Source organism: Mesorhizobium sp. RSR565B (genome assembly GCF_054719465.1).
The window spans coordinates 4,123,560-4,143,642 of the sequence record NZ_JBTTIE010000001.1 but is presented as its reverse complement, the minus strand read 5'-3'; the positions used below and the strand labels follow the sequence as shown (position 1 = coordinate 4,143,642).

The window sequence follows — 20,083 nt, the reverse complement described above, 5'->3', positions numbered from 1 at the left end:
TCAGATTTGATTTGCGTCAGTAGCAATGGGTTGGGTGGAAGCGATGACACTGATTGAAACGCGAAACGATGCGCTTGCAGGCAGGCAATACATTGTATTGAACGATACCCGCCACGAAAGGCCGATAAGCCTTGTGGACCGGCCGGACGCAAGGGTCGGCGGATCTCGACGACGCAGCCTGGAATCCATCACCGGCATGCTTGATCGTATGGGTTGCGGCTATCTCGTCCTGGACCGAGACAAGAAAGTAATAGAATGGAACGCTGCCGCTCGGGACACCCTCGCACGCCAGGGCGAAGCAACTGATACAGCCGTCGAGCTTGCTGCCGGGTTGAGGCGGCTGGTCGCGAATGTTCCGGTCCACCTCCAGCCGGGCTCACTCTCGTGGGTAGTGATCCACAGCAGAGGCGACAGGCCGGTGACCATGAACGAGACGGGCGTCGTTACACCGGACGGGACAACCGTCGTCGCATTGCTGGACCGGGATAACAAATCGGCGGCCAACCCTCGCACGTTGCAAAGGATGTTCGGTTTGACCAGCGCGGAAACGCAGTTGGCGCTACGCCTGGCCCATGGCGACGCGCCCTTGGAGATCGCCCGTAGCTGGCATCTCAGTCGCACGACTATTCGCTCTCAGCTCGCCTCGCTGTTCGCCAAGACCGACACGAGGCGTCAGGCGGAACTAGTGGCTCTTTTGGGGCGCATTTCGGTTTTGCCATGAGAAATCGACTGCTGTCTGCATCCGCTTTGATTCAGACAGCGGCGGCCCGCATTGAGCGCGCTGTCGCGTAGATCACAAGGCCGGCGGCGCCATTTCCGATCGTTCAAGCGCTGCCGAGATAGCGCGGAACGCGGAACCTGGAAACGGGAGTGACTTGCCATGGCCGAAGCAGATTCGAAGGTCAACAAGCTGGCGGATATCGTTCACGGGCTGCAGGATGGTGCTGCGTCGACCCTTACGCACACGGGGCCGATCATCGTCACGGGCGCCGCTGGGTTCATCGGATTTCATGTTGCGTTACGCCTTTTGCGGCTCGGCGCCGAGGTCATCGGCGTCGACAACTTCACGCCTTACTACGACCTGAAGCTGAAGGAGGCGCGATTTACACGGCTCTGCGCCGAGCCGAGGTTCACGCCGATGCGCTTCGACCTGGCGGACCGGTCGCTGGTGAAAGCGCTGTTCTGCGAATTCCAGCCATCGCACTTCGTGCATCTGGCCGCCCAGGCCGGGGTACGTCATTCGCTCGTGGACCCGCATGCCTATGTGGAGTCAAACATAGTCGCGTTTCTCAACGTTCTGGAGGGCTGCCGACACGCCGGCGTCAGCCATCTCGTTTATGCCTCGTCGAGCTCCGTATATGGTGCCAATCGACGCATACCCTTTTCCGAGCATCATGGTGCCAATCATCCGGTGAGCTTCTACGCCGCCACCAAGGCCGCCAACGAGTGCATGGCGCATTCCTACAGCCATCTGTTCGGCTTGCCCGCAACCGGACTGCGCTTCTTCACCGTCTATGGTCCCTGGGGCAGGCCCGACATGGCTGTCTATACTTTCACCCATGCCATCGCCGAGGGCCGAACGATCGAAATCGCCAATGCCGGGCGCGTATGGCGGGATTTCACCTATATCGACGACATCGTAGAGGGGGTTGTTCGCGTGCTCGCCAAACCACCGTGTCAGGATCCCGATTGGGACGGTCGCGCTGCCGATCCTGCCACCAGCTCGGCGCCGTATCGGCTCTACAATATCGGCAATGATCGGCCTGAAGAAATCAACCATCTGATCGCGCTCATCGAGACGGCCCTTGGCCGCCGCGCCCTTCGCGTCAACGTACCTTTACCACCAGGTGACGTCCTGGAAACCCGCGCCGATGTCAGGGACCTCCGCCGCGCCGTTGGCTTCGCACCGGCGACAACACTGGAGGACGGCGTGCAACGTTTCGTGGAATGGTATCGGGAATTCCATGCATGCCCCGTCGGACAGGTGCGACCAGCCGGCCTTACGGCAACGGCATAGTGAGCACAACAGCGGCATTTCCTTGGTGTGGCAGGGTCGCGGCTCGCCTTCAATCTGTCTTGGGATACGCCGGCAATGGAAGGGACCCAAGCTGCCGCCCTGTGCTGTGCCCGACCCCCAAAAGGCGCCGCGCATAGCGGGTGAGCGGCTTCTCGAACAGACGGTGGGTGATAAATGCCACGCCCAGGGTTATCGCCAAGGCCGAACCGATGAAAGCCCACGGGCCGAGCACAAAGATCAAGCCTGTACGCCAGAAAATTATGCGCATGGCGCGGATCACGAATGGATGCATGAGGTAAAGAGCGTATGACGCATCGCCAACGCCAGCGGCCCACCTCGCCGCCAGGCTGTCATGCCTCAGTTTACCCGGCTCTGCCAGGGCAGCACTCCAAACAATTAGAGACGCCGGAATGCCATACACGACAGGGCGACCAAGGCCGGCCGAGATATCGGGAAACGCCGCCGCAAGCATCAGGGCACCCAGTCCCGTTGCGGCGACACAGGCCCTGATTGGGCCGGAAGGCCGCAGGCCCGAGGCGCACATGACCCCGATCATCGCGCCGAAAGCGAATTCGAGGATGATCGGATTGGTCCAGAAACCCCAAGGCTCTGGCAAAGGAGCCGCAAGAGCGCCCAAGAGCACCATCCCAACCAGGATCGTGAGCAGGACCGTAACTGCCCACCGCATGGGCAGCACGATCGTCGCCGTGAACAGCACGTAAAACAGCATCTCATAATTGAGCGTCCAACCCAACTCGTAGACCGGCTGAACGACGCCGTCAGGGCGACTGGCCGGAACGAATAAGTAGGATTCGACTACAAACCTGAAATCGACGTAGCTCTGGTTGAGAAGATTTGGGGCGGCCACCGCTACCGCAATGTAGAGCGAGGTGAGCGCCCAATATAGCGGGACAATTCGCGCGATCCGGCGGGAAATGAAGAGACGCGCGCCCCCGGGCTTTGCGAACAGCTGTCGCGACGTATGCACCATGATAAGGCCGGAAATCACGAAGAAAATATCGACTCCAGCGCTCCATGGTATCGGATTCCAGCTCTGAAAGGTGCGGCCGGCCTGTAATTCCAGGGTGGCCGCATCATGCTGGGCGTGTCGCAGCGCGACCGAACTAGCCGCGAGGGCGCGCAGGACCTGGACCTGGGTGAGGGTTTCGCGTTGGCTGCGCTCGACAGGCGTCGATCTCTCCGAGCGACGGCGCACTGCAGGCGCCGAGGCGCTCGCCATTCGGGCTTGTTCCATGGATGCTCCGCAGATTGTGAGCACACCGTGGTGCACCTCCGAAACTGATGCATCCTTCAAATGACGGACACCGCCCGCAAAGTATCGGCTGCCCGCGGGGAGCGGGTGTCCGGAACAGGTATACGCCGAAGCGTCTGCGCAGCCCTATGGCCTTTGTGCGATCCGGGCTTCGTGACTTCCTGCCCGAACGACGGCGATCACCGTAGCGAAAACAGTGGTCTCATTTGCTCGCCCTCAAGAACCAATGCCATTGACGGGCATCGACCGCGCTCGGCCTCATCGACAGCAAGGCAAAAACCAAGCCTGGCATGATTTTCAGTCGCTTGCGGATATAAACGGCCATGGCAATGCTCCAGATGCTCAGTGCAAGTGCCACACCCACCGCAGCGCCAAGCAGGCCGTACACCGCAACTCCGGCTGCACAGGCAATTATATTGGCCACAGCACCCGCTACCATCGTCGTTGCCGCAGCCCATTCATTTCCAGTCATGGTCAGGAGATTCTGTTGGGGCCCGCACAGCGCGACAAAGACATATCCCAAAATCAGAACCCGTGCGATCGGCGCTCCCGCGCTATAACCCTCACCGAAATAGCTCAAGAACGGCTCGACTATCACCATCATTGGGACGGCCACCAGGATGGCACCGCCAGCAGAAAGCAGGGTTGCGCGCGCGAACAGTTGTTGTAGGCCTCTGCGATCGCCTCTGACGTAGAGATCGGCTGCTGTTGGCGAAAACATGGTTGCCACGGCGATACGGGACAGGCCCACGAGCATCGCGACATTCAAGGCCAGCGCGAAAATACCCGCTTCAGCAATATGGCTTGTCCAGCCCAAAACCAGGACTCCTGCCCGACTGACGAAAACATCGAGCCCAGTGATGAGCATGAGCGGGGGGACGGCAAGCCACCATTCCCTCGAGGCATAACTTGGCTTGGCGTGTCCCAGGCCGGGTGGTTCAAACCTCCTAGCGATGATGAACACCAGCGCCGCTGTGAAAGCGGAACTCACAAGCACCGCCAGCGTCACCGAGGGCGCATCCACTGTTCGAAATCCCGACAATGCCAGGAGCGCTACCAACACGAGCAGGAGCCCGTCTCGCATGATGCGCTCCGGCAACAACGCCGAGACAACGCCGCCGAAAGCACGCACAAGCGTGGCTCCGAGAGCATAGGCCGTAACCAAGGGCACAGCCATCATGCCGAGCACGATGCTTGTCTCAAGTCCTCTTTCCGTTGGATCTGAAAGGAACAGGACGGACGCAGCGCCGATCATCCCGAACAAGGTTGCCGCTATCAGCGATCTCTGCAGCGCAAATCTTATCACGCCGCGGGCCAGATCAAGCCTGCCACTGGCCCTATAGGCCGGGAGGAAACGCAACAATGATACATTAAAACCAAGCGTTGCCAGATAGGCGAGCACTGACGTCCAAGCCTGAACGTAGGAATAGATGCCGTAGTTGTGAGGTCCGATAAGGCGTGCAATTGCCAACTGGGCAAGACTGGTCAAACCAGCGCCACCAATATAGATCAGCAAGGCGAATATGCTTGCCCAAGCGAGCCGCGAGCCCATGTCCTTGTTGCGCGGCGGTGCGGTTGCTGAACCAGTTACATCTGCGCGATGAGCTGGCAACTCAATTTGCTTTTCGCCGACCGCCCTATCGAAGCGCGACAATGCAGAAAGTATTTGTCTCTCAATCCGACAAATACTTTTAAAGGTCGATGGACCATCGGTGTTTTCGACGGAGATGATTTCCCGGCCAGATGTTGTCAGGAGGTCATGCATCGCTTCAAAAACGGCGAACGAGCGCATGTTCACGTTCAAGTCGGCCTCGAAAATCCGTTCCGCCGGCGGCTCAAGCTCCATCCGCCGACGAAGGCGACTTTCCACGACCGCAGCTGGCACCAAGAGCCTGACGGTGAGATCGGCCGCCGGTGCGAGGCTGAGCGCCTTTTCCAGCGCTCTGGGGTTGGTGCTCCCATTAAACATCGCAAGCGAACCAATCGCTTGAACATATCCTTGATCGAAAATTATAATTTCGGGCGATTGCTCAGCAGACTTCCAGCAACGCGAAAGGTGCAGGATGTATCGCCAGATTCGCGCGCGCCAAATTCGGTTTCTTGGCGGTATCATCCTCACCATTGCAAAGGAATTGGAAATATCATCGGCTCGCCCTGCCGAAAAAAGCAGTATTCTGGAGGTTGAAACTATCGCCGATACGATCCGTGATATGAACAGCAAGATTCCGAGGTCATATTTGGCGGCCCTGGTGCTTGGCTTGTAGCTGAGAGCGACCTTGGCGTGATAGCCTTTCCCGCGCAGCTGCTGCGCAAGCGCATGTGCGAAGGTTGTTTTGCCGGATCCTGGAGGTCCGAAAAATTCAATGATCATCGTGTAGCTGGCTCGATTTAGGGGCGCGATCGCTCCCTGGAGCTTCTGTTGAAGATCGCACACGCATCTTCAAACCCTCTCCAACAGAAGATCGGCGTTGTCTCCGAGCCTGGAGCCGGCTAGCCTCTTCAGGTTCACCCGGGTGAGCACACTCCCTACTGGAACGGTGGCGGATCCGCCGGCCCCTATTGCATCCAGAGCACCACGGGCAATGCTGCGCCTCGTCCTTGCCCAGCGAACGGCAAAAAGCACCGAATCGGCCCAGCGCTTAAGCAGCCTGGTTTCAGGCCCCCCGAGGCCCAGGGGACCGTTCATGATGACCACGTCGTAGGCCGAACGCAGCTCCTCGGTGAACTGGCATTTGTCGACGGTGGACAGAAGCGTCAGGAGATCATCGGAAGGTGCTGGAGCGGCCATGAGGTCGATACCGATTTCCGGCATCCTCGTAATTGCATCCTTCAGCACGCAACGTTCATTCACATAGTCGCCGAAGGAGTTCCGGGCCTTGTCGGTGCTGAATTCACCACGAAACCCGTTCGTGAGCCGTACATCCTTGCGATCGAGATCGAGGAAAAGCACTCTTCCTCCCAGCCGCGTTGCCGCCAGCGCCAGGCTCCATGCCAACTCGGTCTTGGCATCGTCCTGGATGCTGGACGTCACGAGAATGATATGCGGCGGCTGCCCCTTCCCCTGAGTTGGCGCCGCAGTGACGAGCAGCGAAGTCACGGCGCGGCTGAACGGCAAGTTCTGCTGGCTCAGAACCAGATGCCGCAGCTTTCTGGCATTAAGTCCCGCAACCCTGGGAAGCAGTCCTACGCACGGGACCCCAAGCTCGGCCTCGGCTTCGGCTTCACTGCGCAAGGTTTGGTTGAAACCGTTGCGGACCAGGACAATGACCGCCCCCATGAGACCAAAGACGACCATGCCGGGGGGAATCAGGAAAATCGGCGACAATGTCACGGGGGTCGACGGCGGCCAGGCGGTCGAAAGGACCGCTACGCCTGGCGAAGGAGCGGCGATGCGACGTATCAGATCCTGCTGCCGGCTCAGGAGTTCGTTGTAATGCTGCGTCACGATGGCTACCCTAGGCTCAAGGGAACGCAGCCCCGAAAGTTGGCTCGCCGTGTCGGCCACGGCCGCGTCGAGCATCGCCTTGCGACTTTCAAGAGCCGTAGCCTGAGACCGGTAGACATTTGCCTCGGCAGCGATTCGGGCAACGCTTTGCTCCATTTCGCGGGCGATCGCGTTGCGCAGATCGCCGTCGGCGGCGGCACCCGACTGGCGTGTCACCAGGTCCGTCAACACGGGCGACCCGATTTCTTCAGCGATGGCCGTGACCGGGGCGCCCGCCTTGCGCAGGTCCTCAATACGGCGAAGGCGCGCTTCCGACGCGGAAAGACTGGCTTTCGATAGGAATATCTGCCGGCCGAGTTCCGCTGTCTCACTGGCTGCGTTGTTGGCCGCAGTCTGATCGACGGCGCCATGCGTGAGCCGGTATGTCTCCAGCCGATCTGTCGCTTCGACAAGATCCCTTTGTACTTGCGGAAGGCTGGCGACTATCGAATCCAGATGAACCTGATCCGATGCCCGGCTTTTTTGTACCAGATCTTGAATGTAGACCTGGGCAAACGTGTTCGCGACAAGTGCCGCACGCGCCGGATTTGGATCGGTGAAGCCGATGGTGATGACGCGCGATCGCAGCTCTTGTCCGACCCTCATTCCGTTGCGTAGCGCCTTCAGCTCGGGCGCGTCCGCTGCGTCCGGATTTTCCGCCACCGTGTTATCCTGTCTCCAGGCCCTGTTCAGGAGATCGATGAGGAACGAGCCAGCCGCGGGCGGGACGGCATTGACGACGGTCTTTCCGTTACCGTCGACTGGTTGGGCTTTGCGCAGTGCTGCCAAGACCCGACGCAGGTGGCCTTGCGAGGAGAGCATCGTCAGATGATCATCGATGTTCGATTCCAGCGAGTCCTGGGCGGATGCCACGCCGCCCGAAGCACTGCTGCTCGGGGCATCGATAATGACCTGGGTCGTTGCCTCGAACAGCACCGGGCGGGTGAAGCCTGCCAGTCCGGCCAGGATGCCGCCCAGAAGGGCCATGGCAAGCAAGAACCATTTTCGCGTCGTCAGGATGATGACGAGCTGGTGGAAGGGTGACGATTGCGTTGGCTCGCGTGGCGGCCGCATCAAGCGCAGATTGGTTTCAAGTGTCCCAACTTCCATCTGCTTGGCGCGCGGACGCCGGGCGCGGTTGGCTATGGAACCTTCCATCTCAATCCCCTGTCAGTTCGATATGGTAAGAAGGGTGCGTGGCGACCGTCGATGGCCGCATGGCTTCGTTGCGCCACGCCTGAAACATGAGCACCGGCCACAGGTCGCGGAAATTATCTTGGCTTCCATGCAGATGATTGCGCCAGCATGCGTCGACCTTCTCACGGTCGATGACCCCGTCCCCGGAGCGGCCGATCGTGGCAATGATATCGGTTGCCCAGCCGCGCAAGGGCCCTTTCAACCAAGTCCCGACCGGAACGTCGAAACCTTGCTTGGGCCGGTCGACCAGTCGGCGTGGTACATAACGATCAAGCAGTCGGCGAAGCAACCATTTGCCCTTCCCGTTTCGGACTTTGGCACGGGCTGGCAAGCGCCAGGCGAATTCAACGACGCGATGGTCCAGGATCGGGCATCGCCCCTCGAGGCTGTTGGCCATGGTGGCTCGATCGAGCTTCACCAAAATGTCGCCCGGTAGATAGCCTGTCATGTCGGCGAATAGGAGACGCGAGAGCAGGCCGTCGAGCTTTGTGGTGTCGGTAGGTGCTGTCGACGGCTTGCGATGAACAAGGTCGTTGGCTGAAGATTTTGTCAGTTGCAGAAAGAGTTCGTCCTCATCTCGCGCCGCGAGCAGGCGGGCAAGGCGAGCCAGGCGGTCACCGCGCAAGCCATGCCGCATATTCGCCGAAAGCGGCAGATTGCCGAAGATATCTTTCTGAGAGGCTTGGGCCAGCAACCCAGCCCCCGATGCCAACAGCCGGCGAAATGACAATGGCAGCTCATGCTGCTTTGTGAGGCGGGTTGCCAGGAAGTGTCGAGAATAGCCTGCGAAGCACTCGTCGCCGCCATCGCCTGAAAGCGCCACGGTTACGTGTTGCCGCGCGAGGCGCGACACCAGCAGCGTCGGTATCTGCGATTCATCGGCAAACGGCTCGTCCCAAATCCGGGGCAGCTCCGGAATGACCTCAAGCGCGGCAGCCGGCGAGAGATGAAGTTCCGTATGATCGGTGCCCAGATGCCGAGCAACCGCGGCCGCATGGGGAGCTTCATCAAACCCACCTTCCCCGAACGCTATGGTGAACGTCCGAACGGGGTTTCGGGACTGTGCCTGCATCAGGGCGACGACAGTCGAGCTGTCGATCCCGCCCGACAGAAAGGCGCCCAGCGGCACATCTGCAATCATTCGTTGCTTGACGGCCAGGCGGAGCAGGCTGTCGAGCTCGGTCGCGAGGTCCTCGTCGCTGGCGGCTATCGGATCGCGCTGTCCCTTGCTGGCGACATCGGCCAGCGACCACCAAGGGTGAATGCGATGCTCAAGCGAACCGGTGCCGCGGGCGTCGGCGAATTGCGCCGCAGTGACCGACAGGATTGAACCAGGCGGCAGCTTGAACACGCCCTGCCAAATGCAACGGTCATCCGGCACCCAGCCGTTGGAAACCATCGTCGTCGCCGCATCGACATCGAGTTCCGGGGTGAACCCTGGGAAGCAAGTGATCGCCTTCAACTCCGAGGCGAAGACAAGCGCGTCACGTGTTAAGGCGACATAGAGTGGCTTCTTGCCCATTCGGTCGCGGGCAAGCTGAAGCGTTCGGTTCTTCAGGTCCCACAGCCCGAAAGCAAACATGCCAGCGAAGCGCGCGAGGGCTGCATCAAGGCCCCAGCTTTCGATCGCGCACAGCATGACCTCCGTGTCGCTGGCGCCGCGGAAATGATGGCCCGCCCCTTCCAGTTCACGGCGCAGATCGCGAAAATTGTATATCTCGCCATTGAAGGTGATGACATACCGACCGCTCGCGGAGAGCATTGGCTGGCGACCCGCTTCGGACAGGTCGACGATGGCCAGTCGCCGGTGGCCGAAGGCTACCCCCCCTTCACGGCTCACCCAGAAGGCCTCACCGTCAGGTCCGCGATGACGAAGCGCCGTCGCCATCGGTCCGATGGCCCTGAGCGCACTTGCGTTGGCTGCATCGGGCGCCAACAAAATTCCGGCGATCCCACACATTCTAGCATCTCCTCTGGCGAACAATCGCGGGGATCGCTTCCGGCGTCCCAGCGGCAAGGCAGAGGGTCAGACAGAACCACACGATCGGATGGCGGATGACCAAATGCGGAGCACTGAAAACGGCGATCGATGCCACGAGCGCCACCAGAGCGTCCAGCTTCGCCCGCCAGGCGGACAACGCAGCCGAGCCGAAGATCCACATCAGGGCTAGAACCGAAATCAGGCCGCCCTGAGTGTAGAGATCCAGGATGGTGCTGTGCGCCTCGAAGGGCCGCGGCAAAAACTGTTGATTGACCACGGGGGGACTATCTAGGTGCGGGCCCGGACCCAGTCCAAGCGATCCCGATCGTGCCCCCTTCTCCAAGGCTGCATTCCAGAGGTAGAGGCGAAGCGCCGCGGTTTGGGCAGTCGCTTCCCCGCCCTTGTCTTTGGTCAGGCTCTTGGCGAAGTCTTCGGCGCTGGAGGCCTCGCTGAGGGCATAGGGCGCTATAGACAGGGCCAGCGGCAGGAAGCCAACGGCCATCAGGACGGCAAGCTGCCTTGAAAGGCTCGCCTTATTGCCGTCGCTCGTCAGCCAGGCCCGGACCCGCAGCCCGAGAAGGATCAGACAAGCCAGGACCGTGGTATAAAGGTAGGTATCGCTTTTTGTCAGCCTTCCGACGTAAACGGTGAATATGAGGCTGCATAGGGCAAGGCATCTTCCCCATTTATTGCTGGTGGTTGTGGCAAGATGCAAGGCCAGTGGACCGAGCAGGGCGCAGTAGAGCGCAAGCTGGTTCGGATTGTCGGACCACCCGCAGAAGCGGTCCCAGTACCAGGGTTCGACCCCAGCCTGATGGAGCCAGCCGAAACCAAGCCCTACCTGAACGATGAAGCCCGCATTCGCGACAGCAACCATCCACCAGGCGATACGACGCAAACGGAAGGACGCGTTGGGCTCCGCAGCGGCCAGACAGGTGACGCACGCCAACAGCACATAGGCCAGCGTGTCGTGCAACAACGGATCCAGGAACAACGTGGTTGTCAGAAAACCGATGATGTAACCCACGCCCATGGCAAGCGCCAGGATCAGCCAGAAAAGCCCAAGCTTAGCCAGTGCCGGCGTAACCTCCAGTTGGCCGCCAGCAAGGATTCGCGTCATCGACAGCATTATCCAGAGCGTGAGGCACAGTTCGCTGTAGCCGAAGGGCAGCCCTGGGATGCTGAGTTGCGCCGCGTAGGACATCGCGACGCCGAAGGCCAGAAGCGCATCACGCATCATTGCCGCGCCTCGCCCAGTCGATGGGGGCTCGGCACCGCCTCTTCCCTCGGATTCGCCTGCGCCGCTTGAACAAGCCTGCTGCGATATCTGCCACCCAGGATTGTCTTGTACAGGTCGCAATACTGGTCGATTACCCACGACAGCGAGAACCGCTCCCGCACGAATCCGACGGAACGGCTGCCCATGGTCTTGCCACGGGCGGGGTCGGAAAGAAGATCGACTATCCGGGAGGCCAAGCCATCCGCGTCGCGCGGCGCCACGAGATAGCCGTTCCAGCCATCCTCAACCACATCGTTGCAGCCCGGCATGTTCGAGGCGACGATCGGCAATCCGGACAATCCCGCCTCCAGCAGGACACGCGGAATTCCCTCGCGATATTGCGTCGGAAACGCAAAGATATCCGCCATGCCAAGGAGGGCTGGAATGTCGCGCCTTGGCCCCAATGCGACAACGTGGGGAACATGGCGCTCGATATCGGCTCTGCTGACGGCAAACGGACCTTCGGAGTCTTGCGGGCCGACAAGTACGAAACGCGCGTTGGGCCTCTCGCGGATAACGCGAGGAACCGCCTCGATGAGGGTTGGAATCCCCTTCTGCCGCGTGAGCCGGCCGACAAATATTATGACCTGGGCCGATTGTAGGCCAAGTTCCTCGCGCATCGTGGCAGCCGAAGGACCACGATACCTTGCCATCGAGAATGCATCGGGGTCGATGCCAGAACTCCGGATCAGTCGCCCTTTGCCGCGAGCCACCAGCCGGTAGCGCTCGAAGAAGGCCTGATCATCACTATTCTGGAAGACGGTCATGGCTGTCCAACGAGACGCCACCCCCTGAAGGCCGCAAAAGAAAGGACGCAATGCCAGGGCCCGCGGCTCCCGCGACGAGAATGTCCAACCAAGCCCGTTGATGGTGCGAACGACGGGAACGTGCCCGCGCACCGCCAGTGGAGTTAGGAGATTGGGCTTGGTGTCGAAACTTTGAATGATGTCCGGACGCAGTTCGGACATCAGTTCACGGATCGCGCTGACAGCACCCCATTCTGCACCGCCGCTGCCAAAGCGGTCGAACCCGAATCGGCGATGGGCAATGCCATGGGGTGAAAAGGCGGCTCCGAGATCACTCGAAACGGCAGTGACTTGAAAACCCCTTTCGCGAAGCGCCAAAAGAAACGGGATTCTTAGTCTATGATCCTCGCCTCCAACGCAAACCAGATGCGGACTCATCCTGTCGCTCCTGGATGCGATACCAATCGCGTAAAACAGCTGATCCTATCCGCGGTTTCCATGGCCGGTTTCATCGCCCCTGAACACACAACAGCCAGTCCCACGCTAGGAGCACGCTTTCGTGCTGTCCTCGTCTGTTTGCATGAAGCAAGCTGATCAACGATGCGGCAATGCAGCCACAACCGCTGTCGCCTCGGTCAGTGAGTTGGGTTCATCCGGTCTGACGGTGCAAGGACGACATCTTCGCGTACGACACGGCGGGCCGGATATAAAAAAGGGCTGTGTTCGAAAGGTCCGCGCGCCGCGTTCAAAGCAACTTCCGCCCGCCTTCTCTCGCCGGATCAACATCGCGACCAGGCGGTGTGATGACTCGCACCGCCAATTCTCCCGATCGCTTCGTCTGGAAACAGGCTTTCACCCGGTCTCTGGATATGGTCGGACCCACCAGCCGCATCTTCCCGCGGCTAGGCGACCGCGTTGCCATGCTCGCCGTCATCCGGACCGGCACGCCCGCCTTTCCGTTGAACCCGGTGGGATCCAGTTCAGTGCCTCTCCGCAATTGCCAGCGGCGCGCGCCTCGCATGACCTTGTGGAGTACTGCCTTGCTCATTTTGGCGCCGAGGCTTTTTACGAGGAGCATTGAGCGGCTGCAATGGGAGGGCTTCGCCAGGACGCGGTTCCTTTTGCGGTCTGAGCTCGAATAAATCCTGCGGAAGCGCGCATTTGGGCGGTGGCTCGCGCAACCGAAGCGCGCATTGGCCGATTGCCGCCACTGCAAATGCGCAGGCGCTCCGGCAGACTTCGCTGCAATGCTTTCGTTGCAGGCTTGAGCGCCCGACATACTTGGATCATCTACAAACCTCTAACGCAAGCGTAGCATCGAGGCTGTTGTGTTTTCCGGACGATGATCAAAGATTCTATCAAGGGACGCCGGTATTTGATTTGTCGCTAATGGATCCTTTCCCTAGGCAGGTGTGGGGCGCCTACCGAATCGGACGAAGGGTATGTCAATGACAACACTCCATTACGCCTCGGGCGGGTCGGCCTCCGAGGTCGCGAAAGCCGGATTCAATCTTGTTGATGTATCTTCCTTGGACCAGCTCAACGCCTTGCCGGCCGGCCAGAAAGGCCTGGTGTGGCTCAATGAAGCCGATGGTGCAACCTCCTCCTTTATCCAGAAGGTCACGCCCTTCATCGGCAATCCGAAAGTGTTTGGCTTCTTCCTGGTCGATGAGCCGGACCCGACCGGCAAATGGGGAACTTATGCCACCGCCGCTGATCTGAAGGCGGAGTCAGACTGGATCCACAGCCACCTGCCGGGCGCCAAGACCTTCATAACCATGATGAACATGGGGTCTTCCGCTAACCCCGACTTTTCAAACACATTCAATCCTGCCAACACGCATATCGACTATTACGGCTTGGATCCCTACCCGGTACGGACCGGAACAAGCACGATTGATTACAACATGATCGACAGGACTGTGGCGGCGGCCGTCGCCTCGGGCATCCCGCTCAGTCAGGTCGTTCCCGTGTATCAGACCTTCGGCGGCGGCGACTGGACGACCGACACGGGCGGTCGCTATGTCCTGCCCAGCGTTGCTCAGGAAAAGACCATGTTGGACCACTGGGCCAAGGTAGCGCCTTCGCCGGCCTTCGACTATGCCTATGCTTGGGGTTCTCAACAGGGCGACACGGCGCTTGAGAGCTCGCCGACGCTGCAGGCTCTGTTCCTTCAACACAACCAGAGCACCGCAAGCGGTCCTTCGGCCAGCGAACCGACGCCGCCGCCTACCAGCACAGTGCCTCCGCCCACAAGTGTCCCTCCGACCAGCACCGGCGATCACATTTTCTACGGCACGGGTAGCGCGGATGTGCTTCGCGGCACCGCTGGCGCGGACACGATGATGGGCCGCGGCTACAACGACACCTACTATGTCAACAACGCCAGCGACAAGGTGGTGGAACTGCGGCACAGCGGCAACGATAGCGTGCTGGCATCGGTCAGCTACGCGCTGTCGGCCGGCTCGCAGGTCGAGCATCTTGCGACCACCAGCAAATTGGGAACTGCCGCCATCAAGCTCACGGGAAACGAATTCGCCCAAACCATTGATGGCAATTCCGGGAGCAACACTATCAACGGCGGTGGCGGGAGAGACGTTCTGACGGGACATGGCGGCAACGACGTCTTTGTCTTCGATTCGGCTCTCAAGGTCGGCAATATCGACAAGGTAACCGATTTCAAAGTGGGCCACGACAAGATCCAACTCGACCACACCGTGTTTGCCGGCCTGCATACAGGCGCCCTTCCCTCTTCGGCGTTTTACGCCGGCAGGGCCGCGCACGACAGCGGCGATCACATCGTCTATAACAGCACGACCGGCGCGCTTTCCCTTGACAGCGACGGCTCGGGCGGCGCACATCAGATCCAATTTGCCACTCTATCGCCACATCTGGCTCTGACGGCGTCCTCGTTCATCGTGACGTGACCGTGGGAACGTCAGCTGAGCAAGATGGTCTGACGTTCTTGAATATGGCTGACGGAACCAAGAAGCCCCGCCGAGCTTGTACTTGGTATGAGCGCGCGCGGCATCGAATTCCTGCAGAAATGGGTAGAGGATAAGATCCCACTCTACACCAAGGCCGATCCGGCTCTTGCGGCGAAACTTGCGGACCAAGCAACGGCGGATGCCATCAGAGCGGGAATCCGCCCCGAGGAAATCTCTGAGGAAGTCGGAAGCATGTTGACGACCATGCTCGAAGTGCTCGATCAGCACGATTCGACATGATTGCGCGCTTGGCGGCAGATGCTGCCCGGCTTGGCGCCAAATGCATAAATGTGTCATGGATCATAGGTCATGGGCCAGCCTAGGCAGCATGACCAACATGCTCTCCCAGAACGCGCGCGACGACCCCGTCCACGTCGTGAGGTTCAGCACCATTGACTTGTATCAACGGCCATCGGTCCTGGCGCAGGCACTCGCCGACCTCTCTTGAGATTTCGGCCTGCCTTAATCCTTTGTCCACGCCAAGTTCGAACAGCATAACCTCGAGGAGCGGTTGCTGCGCATGCCTATCCACAAGACGGCGGCGTAACGTTTCCTGGGGCGCGTCGAGTTGCACAACGAGATCCGGCCGCGGCAGGAACGCCAGGCACTCGCGGACCGCGTCGAGGCTTGGAGTTCTAGCCAGCACGCCCAGCGCACACAAAGCCTGAATCATGCCCTCTTCGAAGATGAAGCAACCGGGCGACTCCCGCGCTTGGCGCCAGGACTGGCACAGTTGGGCGATGTCGACCTTCATTCGCCATGACCACACGCGGCTTCGAAGAGGGATCGATGCCAGAAGCCGGGCCGCGACACTGTCCTTTGGCAAGGTCGACAGCAAGATAGGACCGGATGTGGCAATCTTTTTGCCAATTCTTCCTATGCCATGGCGGATTTCCGGAGCGTCATCCTGAGCCGATCCAGGTTCAATCAGGCGATACCCATTTACTGTCTTCACATTGATGCCGTGTCTCGCCAGCCCTTGGCAGAGGCCGCGAAGCAGCGTGGTTTTACCCGCGCCAGGCGGCCCAAACAACTCGATGATCATATGCTCAAGCGTCTCCGAACGAGCAGTCATTCCCCTACGGATCAAGCTTAGCCGGATTTCAGATCACACCAACGTTCATTTGAATGATTGTTCCAGTCAGTGAATCTGGGCACCGAGCCCGGATTCTAGCGGAGATGCCGATCGCTCCGTTTGCCTGGGCAAGCCGTCTTGCGCTCGACGGAGCTTGCAAGGAAAAACGACCGGTGCTGGACACAGATGGCAAAACTTCTGAAGGACGCTCGGGAAGCGCTGGCTAGGCAAGATCGAGGCATCATCCGAATGATTGATGAAAAGATCTCCGCGGCGAGCGATGTTCGACCGTCAGCTTGGCGGGGCCCTGAATGTCCTCAGTGTGTTTGCATTCGGAAGTGGCAAATCAAAACCTACAGGTGGATCTGCGACCCACCCGAAAGTGGTCAGTCGTTCCCGAATATGATCTTGACCAAGGGGGGCCAGTCTGGCGCCGTTACCGACAGATGGGTGCCAAATTTGCGGACACTCCAATCTTCGACCACCTTGGAGATGTCGCCAGGCGGCATCCTGACAAGCTCGCAATCAGCGACGGCGCCAACCGCCTGACTTTTTCTGAGCTTTTCCGGGCGGTCGAGACGCTGGCAACTCATATCAGTGCCGTCGTCCCCGAAGGGCAGGCCATCGGCATCCTGCAAGCAAACTCCGCTTGGTATCCTGTGGCGATGTTGGCGACCATGGCGGCGGGACGGCCTTCGGTTCCGCTCAACACAAGAGATCCCGCCTCTCGCATTTTCGATATAGTCAGTGCCGCGCGGCTCGGCGCGATTTTAGGCGCCGAAAATGTTCGCCCGGTCGAATTGGCCCAAGAGATCATCTGGATCGAAATTGCCGCCGCCGTGGCGCCCAACGATCAACACCCAGAACAGCAGCATGAGCCCCCTATCGTTTCGGTCGATGCGCCTGCATTGGTGCTTTACACTTCAGGTAGCACCGGGCGCCCCAAGGGAATCGTCAACAGCCAACGCAGCCTGCTATGGCGGGTCCGGCAATATGTCGATGCGTGCCATATCAGTGCGGATGACGTTTTCCTGCCGCTGACCGGGCCAGCCACGATCGCCGGTTGCCGGGAGATCTTTGCGGCGCTGCTGACGGGCGCCACATTGCATCTTCTCGAGGTGGAGACTGTCGGCCTGCGCGCTACGCGCGCTCGATTGCAGTCCGAAGGTGTGACGATCGCCTATCTTGTGCCGGCACTGCTTCGAGCCCTCCTGGCTGAGGCGCCCGCCGACGCTTCCTGGCCGCTCAGAGTGGCCCGGATCGGTGGGGAGAAAGTGGCATGGACGGACATCGCTTTGCTGCGCAAAGCCGTTTCGGACCAGTGTCTGATCCAGATCGGCTACTCATCGACTGAAACCATCGGTTCGCAATGGTTCTTGCCGCCTGACTGGCCCGAGCAAGACGCGTCGGTTCCCGTCGGCAGGCTGCTCCCTGGTATGACATTCGCTATCGTCGACGAAGCGGAGCGCAATGTAGGGCCAGGCGAAAGTGGAGAACTTCTGATCAAAAGCCGCTATGTCCTGCTTGGTCATTGGGAGAACGGTGTGGTCGTTCCCGCTCAGCCGGACCCCGACGATCCCAAGGCTCGGCTTTTTTCGACCGGGGACCTCGTTCGGCTGGACGATGATGGCATCTTGAGGATCGTCGGCCGCAAAGGGCGCCAGATCAAGATCAATGGTCGACGCATCGAGCCCGCCGAACTCGAACGGGTCTTGCGTTGCGCGCCTTCAGTGGCGGATGCCGTGGTGATGGTAACGGCCGCGCAGGAACTCATCGCCTTCGTGGTTCCCCAGCGCTTCGCAGGCGGCGCTTTTGCAGACGACCTTCGCCAGCTCCTCAGGATGACCTTGCCGGCACCATTGCGTCCCTTGCGATTGCACACCGTTGACGCAATCCCACGCCTGTCGGGAGGTAAGGTCGATTTGGCAACACTGGCCGAGATAGATCGTTCGCACGGAAGGAGGGCGCAAGCCGCCCGGTCGTCCACTCTCGATGCTCCGCCCGCCGGAGGAGCAAAGGACACGCGTCAAATAGTGCAGCACGCGTGGACGCAGGTTCTCAACACAGGCACTGCCGCCGGAAACTGGGATGATGCTGGGGGAGATTCGCTGCAGCTGCTGCACTGCGTCATGGCGATCGAAAACGCCATCGGGCAAGAGCTGGGCCTCGAGGCATTCACCGTCGGCATGAGCTTGGACGAGATGGTTGAGGCGGTCGTCTCTGCACGGTTAGGCGAAGGGCGCGAAAAGAAGCACCACCCCCCGGTTCTTTTCCTGTTTCCAGGGTCCGTTGGCTATGGTCCGAGCCTCGCTGCGTTCGCAGCCGCCATGGGGAAAGTCGCCCGTGTAAACCCGATCCGATATCCGAGCCTTGCGGCGATACTGGACGGACACAACACCCTCAGCGCCATGGCTGGCGCCGCACTCGAGCAGATAAGCCGCATCCAACCTGCGGGCCCCGTGCGACTTCTCGGCCATTCTCTGGGTGGCGCGGTTGCATTCGAGGTTGCCGCACGGCTCATGAAGGCCGGGCGAACGGTGCGGTTCCTGGGCATCCTCGACACGAGCCTCCTGCACGAGCCGAGCAACCACTGGGAGACACTTACCCGTACGTTCTATCGTATTCGCACCAACCGCATATCCGCGCACCGGATGGCTTGCAGAGCCCTTGCGAAGATCACCGTCGCCGTGGGCGGCGAAGCGCGTCTGGCCAGGATTCTGGACAGATTTGCCAATGGAGAGTTCAACCCGACGATCTTCAGGACCAAACTGGAACTGCAGGAGGTTTTAAGGGCGAAGTCATTCTTCCAGTGGCTTGAGGCACCGAAACCGGCTCTGCCCCTCTCCGGTACCTTGTTCCGATGTCGCAGGGAGGGAATGCCGCGGGCCTTGGGCTGGGACAGCGTCTTGGCACACCTGGACGTCATTTCGATCACGGGCAGCCACATCGACCTTGTCGTCGAACCAAACCTTGCCACCAACCGTCCGCTTATCGAGACGGCCATCGTGCAGACCTATTCCCCCGCCGAATCTCGCAAAAGGGAGGACTTGTCATCGACATAATTCCGGAATTCAGCAAGGACATGCTGACGCTCGATGCCGGCGCGGAGGTCGATCGCATCGTTGACACCTTGCGCACTCAGGTTCTCGGCACCCTGCATCGTCGCGGCGTGGTTGTCGGTCTTTCCGGCGGTATCGACAGCTCCGTCGTCGCGACCTTGTGCATGCGCGCGTTCGGGAAAGACAAGGTCCTGGGACTGTTCATGCCGGAGCGGGATTCTTCCGGCGACTCCCTGAGACTTGGCCGCCGCCTCGCGGCACAGCTTGGCATTGAAAGCGTCCTTGAGGACATAGCACCGGCACTGGAGGCCATTGGGGCCTACCGCCGGCAGATCGAGGCGATCCAGACCGTCGTTCCCGATTATGGGGAAGGATGGAAATGCAAGCTGGTGATCGCGTCGGTTCTGGAGAGCAGCGGGCTCAATATAACCCGCCTCACGGTCCAGGATCCGCAGGGTAAAGTAGATACCGTGCGTCTGCCGCCAGCTGCCTATCTGCAGATCGTTGCTGCGACAAACTACAAGCAGCGCCTGCGCAAGATGACGGAATACTATCACGCCGACCGCCTCAAATACGCGGTTGTCGGCACTCCAAATCGCCTCGAGTACGACCAGGGCTTTTTTGTCAAGCAGGGCGACGGAGCCGCCGACGTGATGCCGATCGTTCACCTTTACAAAACCCAGGTTTATCAACTCGCGGAATATCTCGAGGTGGATGATGAAATCCGGCGGCGGCCACCGACCACCGACACTTTTTCCATGGCCCAAAGCCAGGAAGAATTCTATTTCGCGCTGCCCTATCACCTGATGGATCTATGCCTCTACGGCCTGAACCACGGGGTCGCCAGCAATGAGCTCGCGGCGGTTGCTGGCCTCACCGAGCCCCAGCTTCAGAAAGTGTTCAAGGACATCGAAGCGAAACGAAGGGCGGCCCACTATCTTCACGCGCGGCCTTTGCTGTCCGCCGAAGGCGGAGATTGACCGAG

13 protein-coding genes are annotated in these 20,083 nt (G+C 60.1%); 6 read left to right on the top strand and 7 right to left on the bottom strand.

Annotated features, from left to right (window positions below):
• Nucleotides 1–43: 43 nt before the first annotated feature.
• The gene (locus ACYG9R_RS19985; protein WP_023689781.1) at nt 44–721 is read left to right on the top strand and encodes a helix-turn-helix transcriptional regulator; all 678 of its coding nucleotides are present in this window, start codon (nt 44–46) and stop codon (nt 719–721) included.
• A gap of 159 nt (nt 722–880) precedes the next feature.
• The gene (locus tag ACYG9R_RS19980) at nt 881–2,017 is read left to right on the top strand and encodes an NAD-dependent epimerase/dehydratase family protein (protein ID WP_023737042.1); all 1,137 of its coding nucleotides are present in this window, start codon (nt 881–883) and stop codon (nt 2,015–2,017) included.
• Between the two features lie 49 nt (nt 2,018–2,066).
• Here ACYG9R_RS19980 and ACYG9R_RS19975 read toward each other — a convergent pair whose 3' ends face one another.
• From ACYG9R_RS19975 to ACYG9R_RS19950, 6 genes are all read right to left on the bottom strand, one after another.
• Complete coding sequence (locus ACYG9R_RS19975) at nt 2,067–3,272, bottom strand: acyltransferase family protein (protein WP_050589855.1); 1,206 nt, start codon at nt 3,270–3,272, stop codon at nt 2,067–2,069.
• 220 nt (nt 3,273–3,492) lie between these two features.
• Nucleotides 3,493–5,661 (bottom strand): polysaccharide biosynthesis C-terminal domain-containing protein, encoded by a 2,169-nt coding sequence (locus tag ACYG9R_RS19970; protein WP_031199699.1) that lies wholly within the window; start codon nt 5,659–5,661, stop codon nt 3,493–3,495.
• 69 nt (nt 5,662–5,730) lie between these two features.
• On the bottom strand, nt 5,731–7,932 hold the full coding sequence (locus tag ACYG9R_RS19965) for a GumC family protein (RefSeq protein WP_023681033.1): 2,202 nt from the start codon (nt 7,930–7,932) through the stop codon (nt 5,731–5,733).
• Between the two features lies 1 nt (nt 7,933).
• Nucleotides 7,934–9,931 carry an asparagine synthase (glutamine-hydrolyzing) gene (gene asnB / locus ACYG9R_RS19960; RefSeq protein ID WP_023681032.1) on the bottom strand — a complete coding sequence of 666 codons (1,998 nt, stop codon included), beginning with the start codon at nt 9,929–9,931 and terminating at the stop codon, nt 7,934–7,936.
• Between the two features lies 1 nt (nt 9,932).
• Nucleotides 9,933–11,192 carry an O-antigen ligase family protein gene (locus ACYG9R_RS19955; protein ID WP_023824739.1) on the bottom strand — a complete coding sequence of 420 codons (1,260 nt, stop codon included), beginning with the start codon at nt 11,190–11,192 and terminating at the stop codon, nt 9,933–9,935.
• Nucleotides 11,189–12,415 carry a glycosyltransferase family 4 protein gene (locus tag ACYG9R_RS19950; RefSeq protein ID WP_023824738.1) on the bottom strand — a complete coding sequence of 409 codons (1,227 nt, stop codon included), beginning with the start codon at nt 12,413–12,415 and terminating at the stop codon, nt 11,189–11,191. Before ACYG9R_RS19950 ends, ACYG9R_RS19955 begins: the two co-directional genes overlap by 4 nt.
• A gap of 1,010 nt (nt 12,416–13,425) precedes the next feature.
• Between ACYG9R_RS19950 and ACYG9R_RS19945 the strand changes: the two genes are divergently transcribed.
• Together ACYG9R_RS19945 and ACYG9R_RS19940 are read left to right on the top strand one after the other, a co-directional pair.
• Nucleotides 13,426–14,904, top strand: coding sequence for a M10 family metallopeptidase C-terminal domain-containing protein (locus ACYG9R_RS19945; protein WP_023824736.1), 1,479 nt, complete (start codon nt 13,426–13,428; stop codon nt 14,902–14,904).
• Nucleotides 14,905–14,991: 87 nt separating this feature from the next.
• Nucleotides 14,992–15,204 (top strand): DUF768 domain-containing protein, encoded by a 213-nt coding sequence (locus tag ACYG9R_RS19940; protein WP_023670889.1) that lies wholly within the window; start codon nt 14,992–14,994, stop codon nt 15,202–15,204.
• A 79-nt stretch (nt 15,205–15,283) separates the two neighbouring features.
• Here the strand turns inward: ACYG9R_RS19940 and ACYG9R_RS19935 are convergent, their stop codons facing one another.
• Entirely contained in the window at nt 15,284–16,009 is a 726-nt protein-coding gene (locus tag ACYG9R_RS19935; RefSeq protein WP_023670888.1) for an AAA family ATPase, read from the bottom strand.
• A 341-nt stretch (nt 16,010–16,350) separates the two neighbouring features.
• Between ACYG9R_RS19935 and ACYG9R_RS19930 the strand changes: the two genes are divergently transcribed.
• Both ACYG9R_RS19930 and nadE read left to right on the top strand, forming a co-directional pair.
• A complete protein-coding gene (locus ACYG9R_RS19930) occupies nt 16,351–19,101 on the top strand; it encodes a non-ribosomal peptide synthetase (protein WP_023824735.1) in 2,751 nt (916 codons plus the stop codon).
• Nucleotides 19,098–20,078, top strand: coding sequence for an NAD(+) synthase (gene nadE / locus ACYG9R_RS19925; protein ID WP_280800234.1), 981 nt, complete (start codon nt 19,098–19,100; stop codon nt 20,076–20,078). Before ACYG9R_RS19930 ends, nadE begins: the two co-directional genes overlap by 4 nt.
• Nucleotides 20,079–20,083: the final 5 nt, after the last annotated feature.

Bases quoted from the DNA above. Each gene is read 5' to 3' on its own strand.
- ACYG9R_RS19985 (WP_023689781.1), top strand. From the start codon at position 44: ATGACACTGATTGAAACGCGAAACGATGCGCTTGCAGGCAGGCAATAC.
- ACYG9R_RS19980 (WP_023737042.1), top strand. From the start codon at position 881: ATGGCCGAAGCAGATTCGAAGGTCAACAAGCTGGCGGATATCGTTCAC.
- ACYG9R_RS19975 (WP_050589855.1), bottom strand. From the start codon at position 3,272: ATGGAACAAGCCCGAATGGCGAGCGCCTCGGCGCCTGCAGTGCGCCGT.
- ACYG9R_RS19970 (WP_031199699.1), bottom strand. From the start codon at position 5,661: ATGATCATTGAATTTTTCGGACCTCCAGGATCCGGCAAAACAACCTTC.
- ACYG9R_RS19965 (WP_023681033.1), bottom strand. From the start codon at position 7,932: ATGGAAGGTTCCATAGCCAACCGCGCCCGGCGTCCGCGCGCCAAGCAG.
- asnB (WP_023681032.1), bottom strand. From the start codon at position 9,931: ATGTGTGGGATCGCCGGAATTTTGTTGGCGCCCGATGCAGCCAACGCA.
- ACYG9R_RS19955 (WP_023824739.1), bottom strand. From the start codon at position 11,192: ATGATGCGTGATGCGCTTCTGGCCTTCGGCGTCGCGATGTCCTACGCG.
- ACYG9R_RS19950 (WP_023824738.1), bottom strand. From the start codon at position 12,415: ATGAGTCCGCATCTGGTTTGCGTTGGAGGCGAGGATCATAGACTAAGA.
- ACYG9R_RS19945 (WP_023824736.1), top strand. From the start codon at position 13,426: ATGACAACACTCCATTACGCCTCGGGCGGGTCGGCCTCCGAGGTCGCG.
- ACYG9R_RS19940 (WP_023670889.1), top strand. From the start codon at position 14,992: ATGAGCGCGCGCGGCATCGAATTCCTGCAGAAATGGGTAGAGGATAAG.
- ACYG9R_RS19935 (WP_023670888.1), bottom strand. From the start codon at position 16,009: ATGATCATCGAGTTGTTTGGGCCGCCTGGCGCGGGTAAAACCACGCTG.
- ACYG9R_RS19930 (WP_023824735.1), top strand. From the start codon at position 16,351: ATGTCCTCAGTGTGTTTGCATTCGGAAGTGGCAAATCAAAACCTACAG.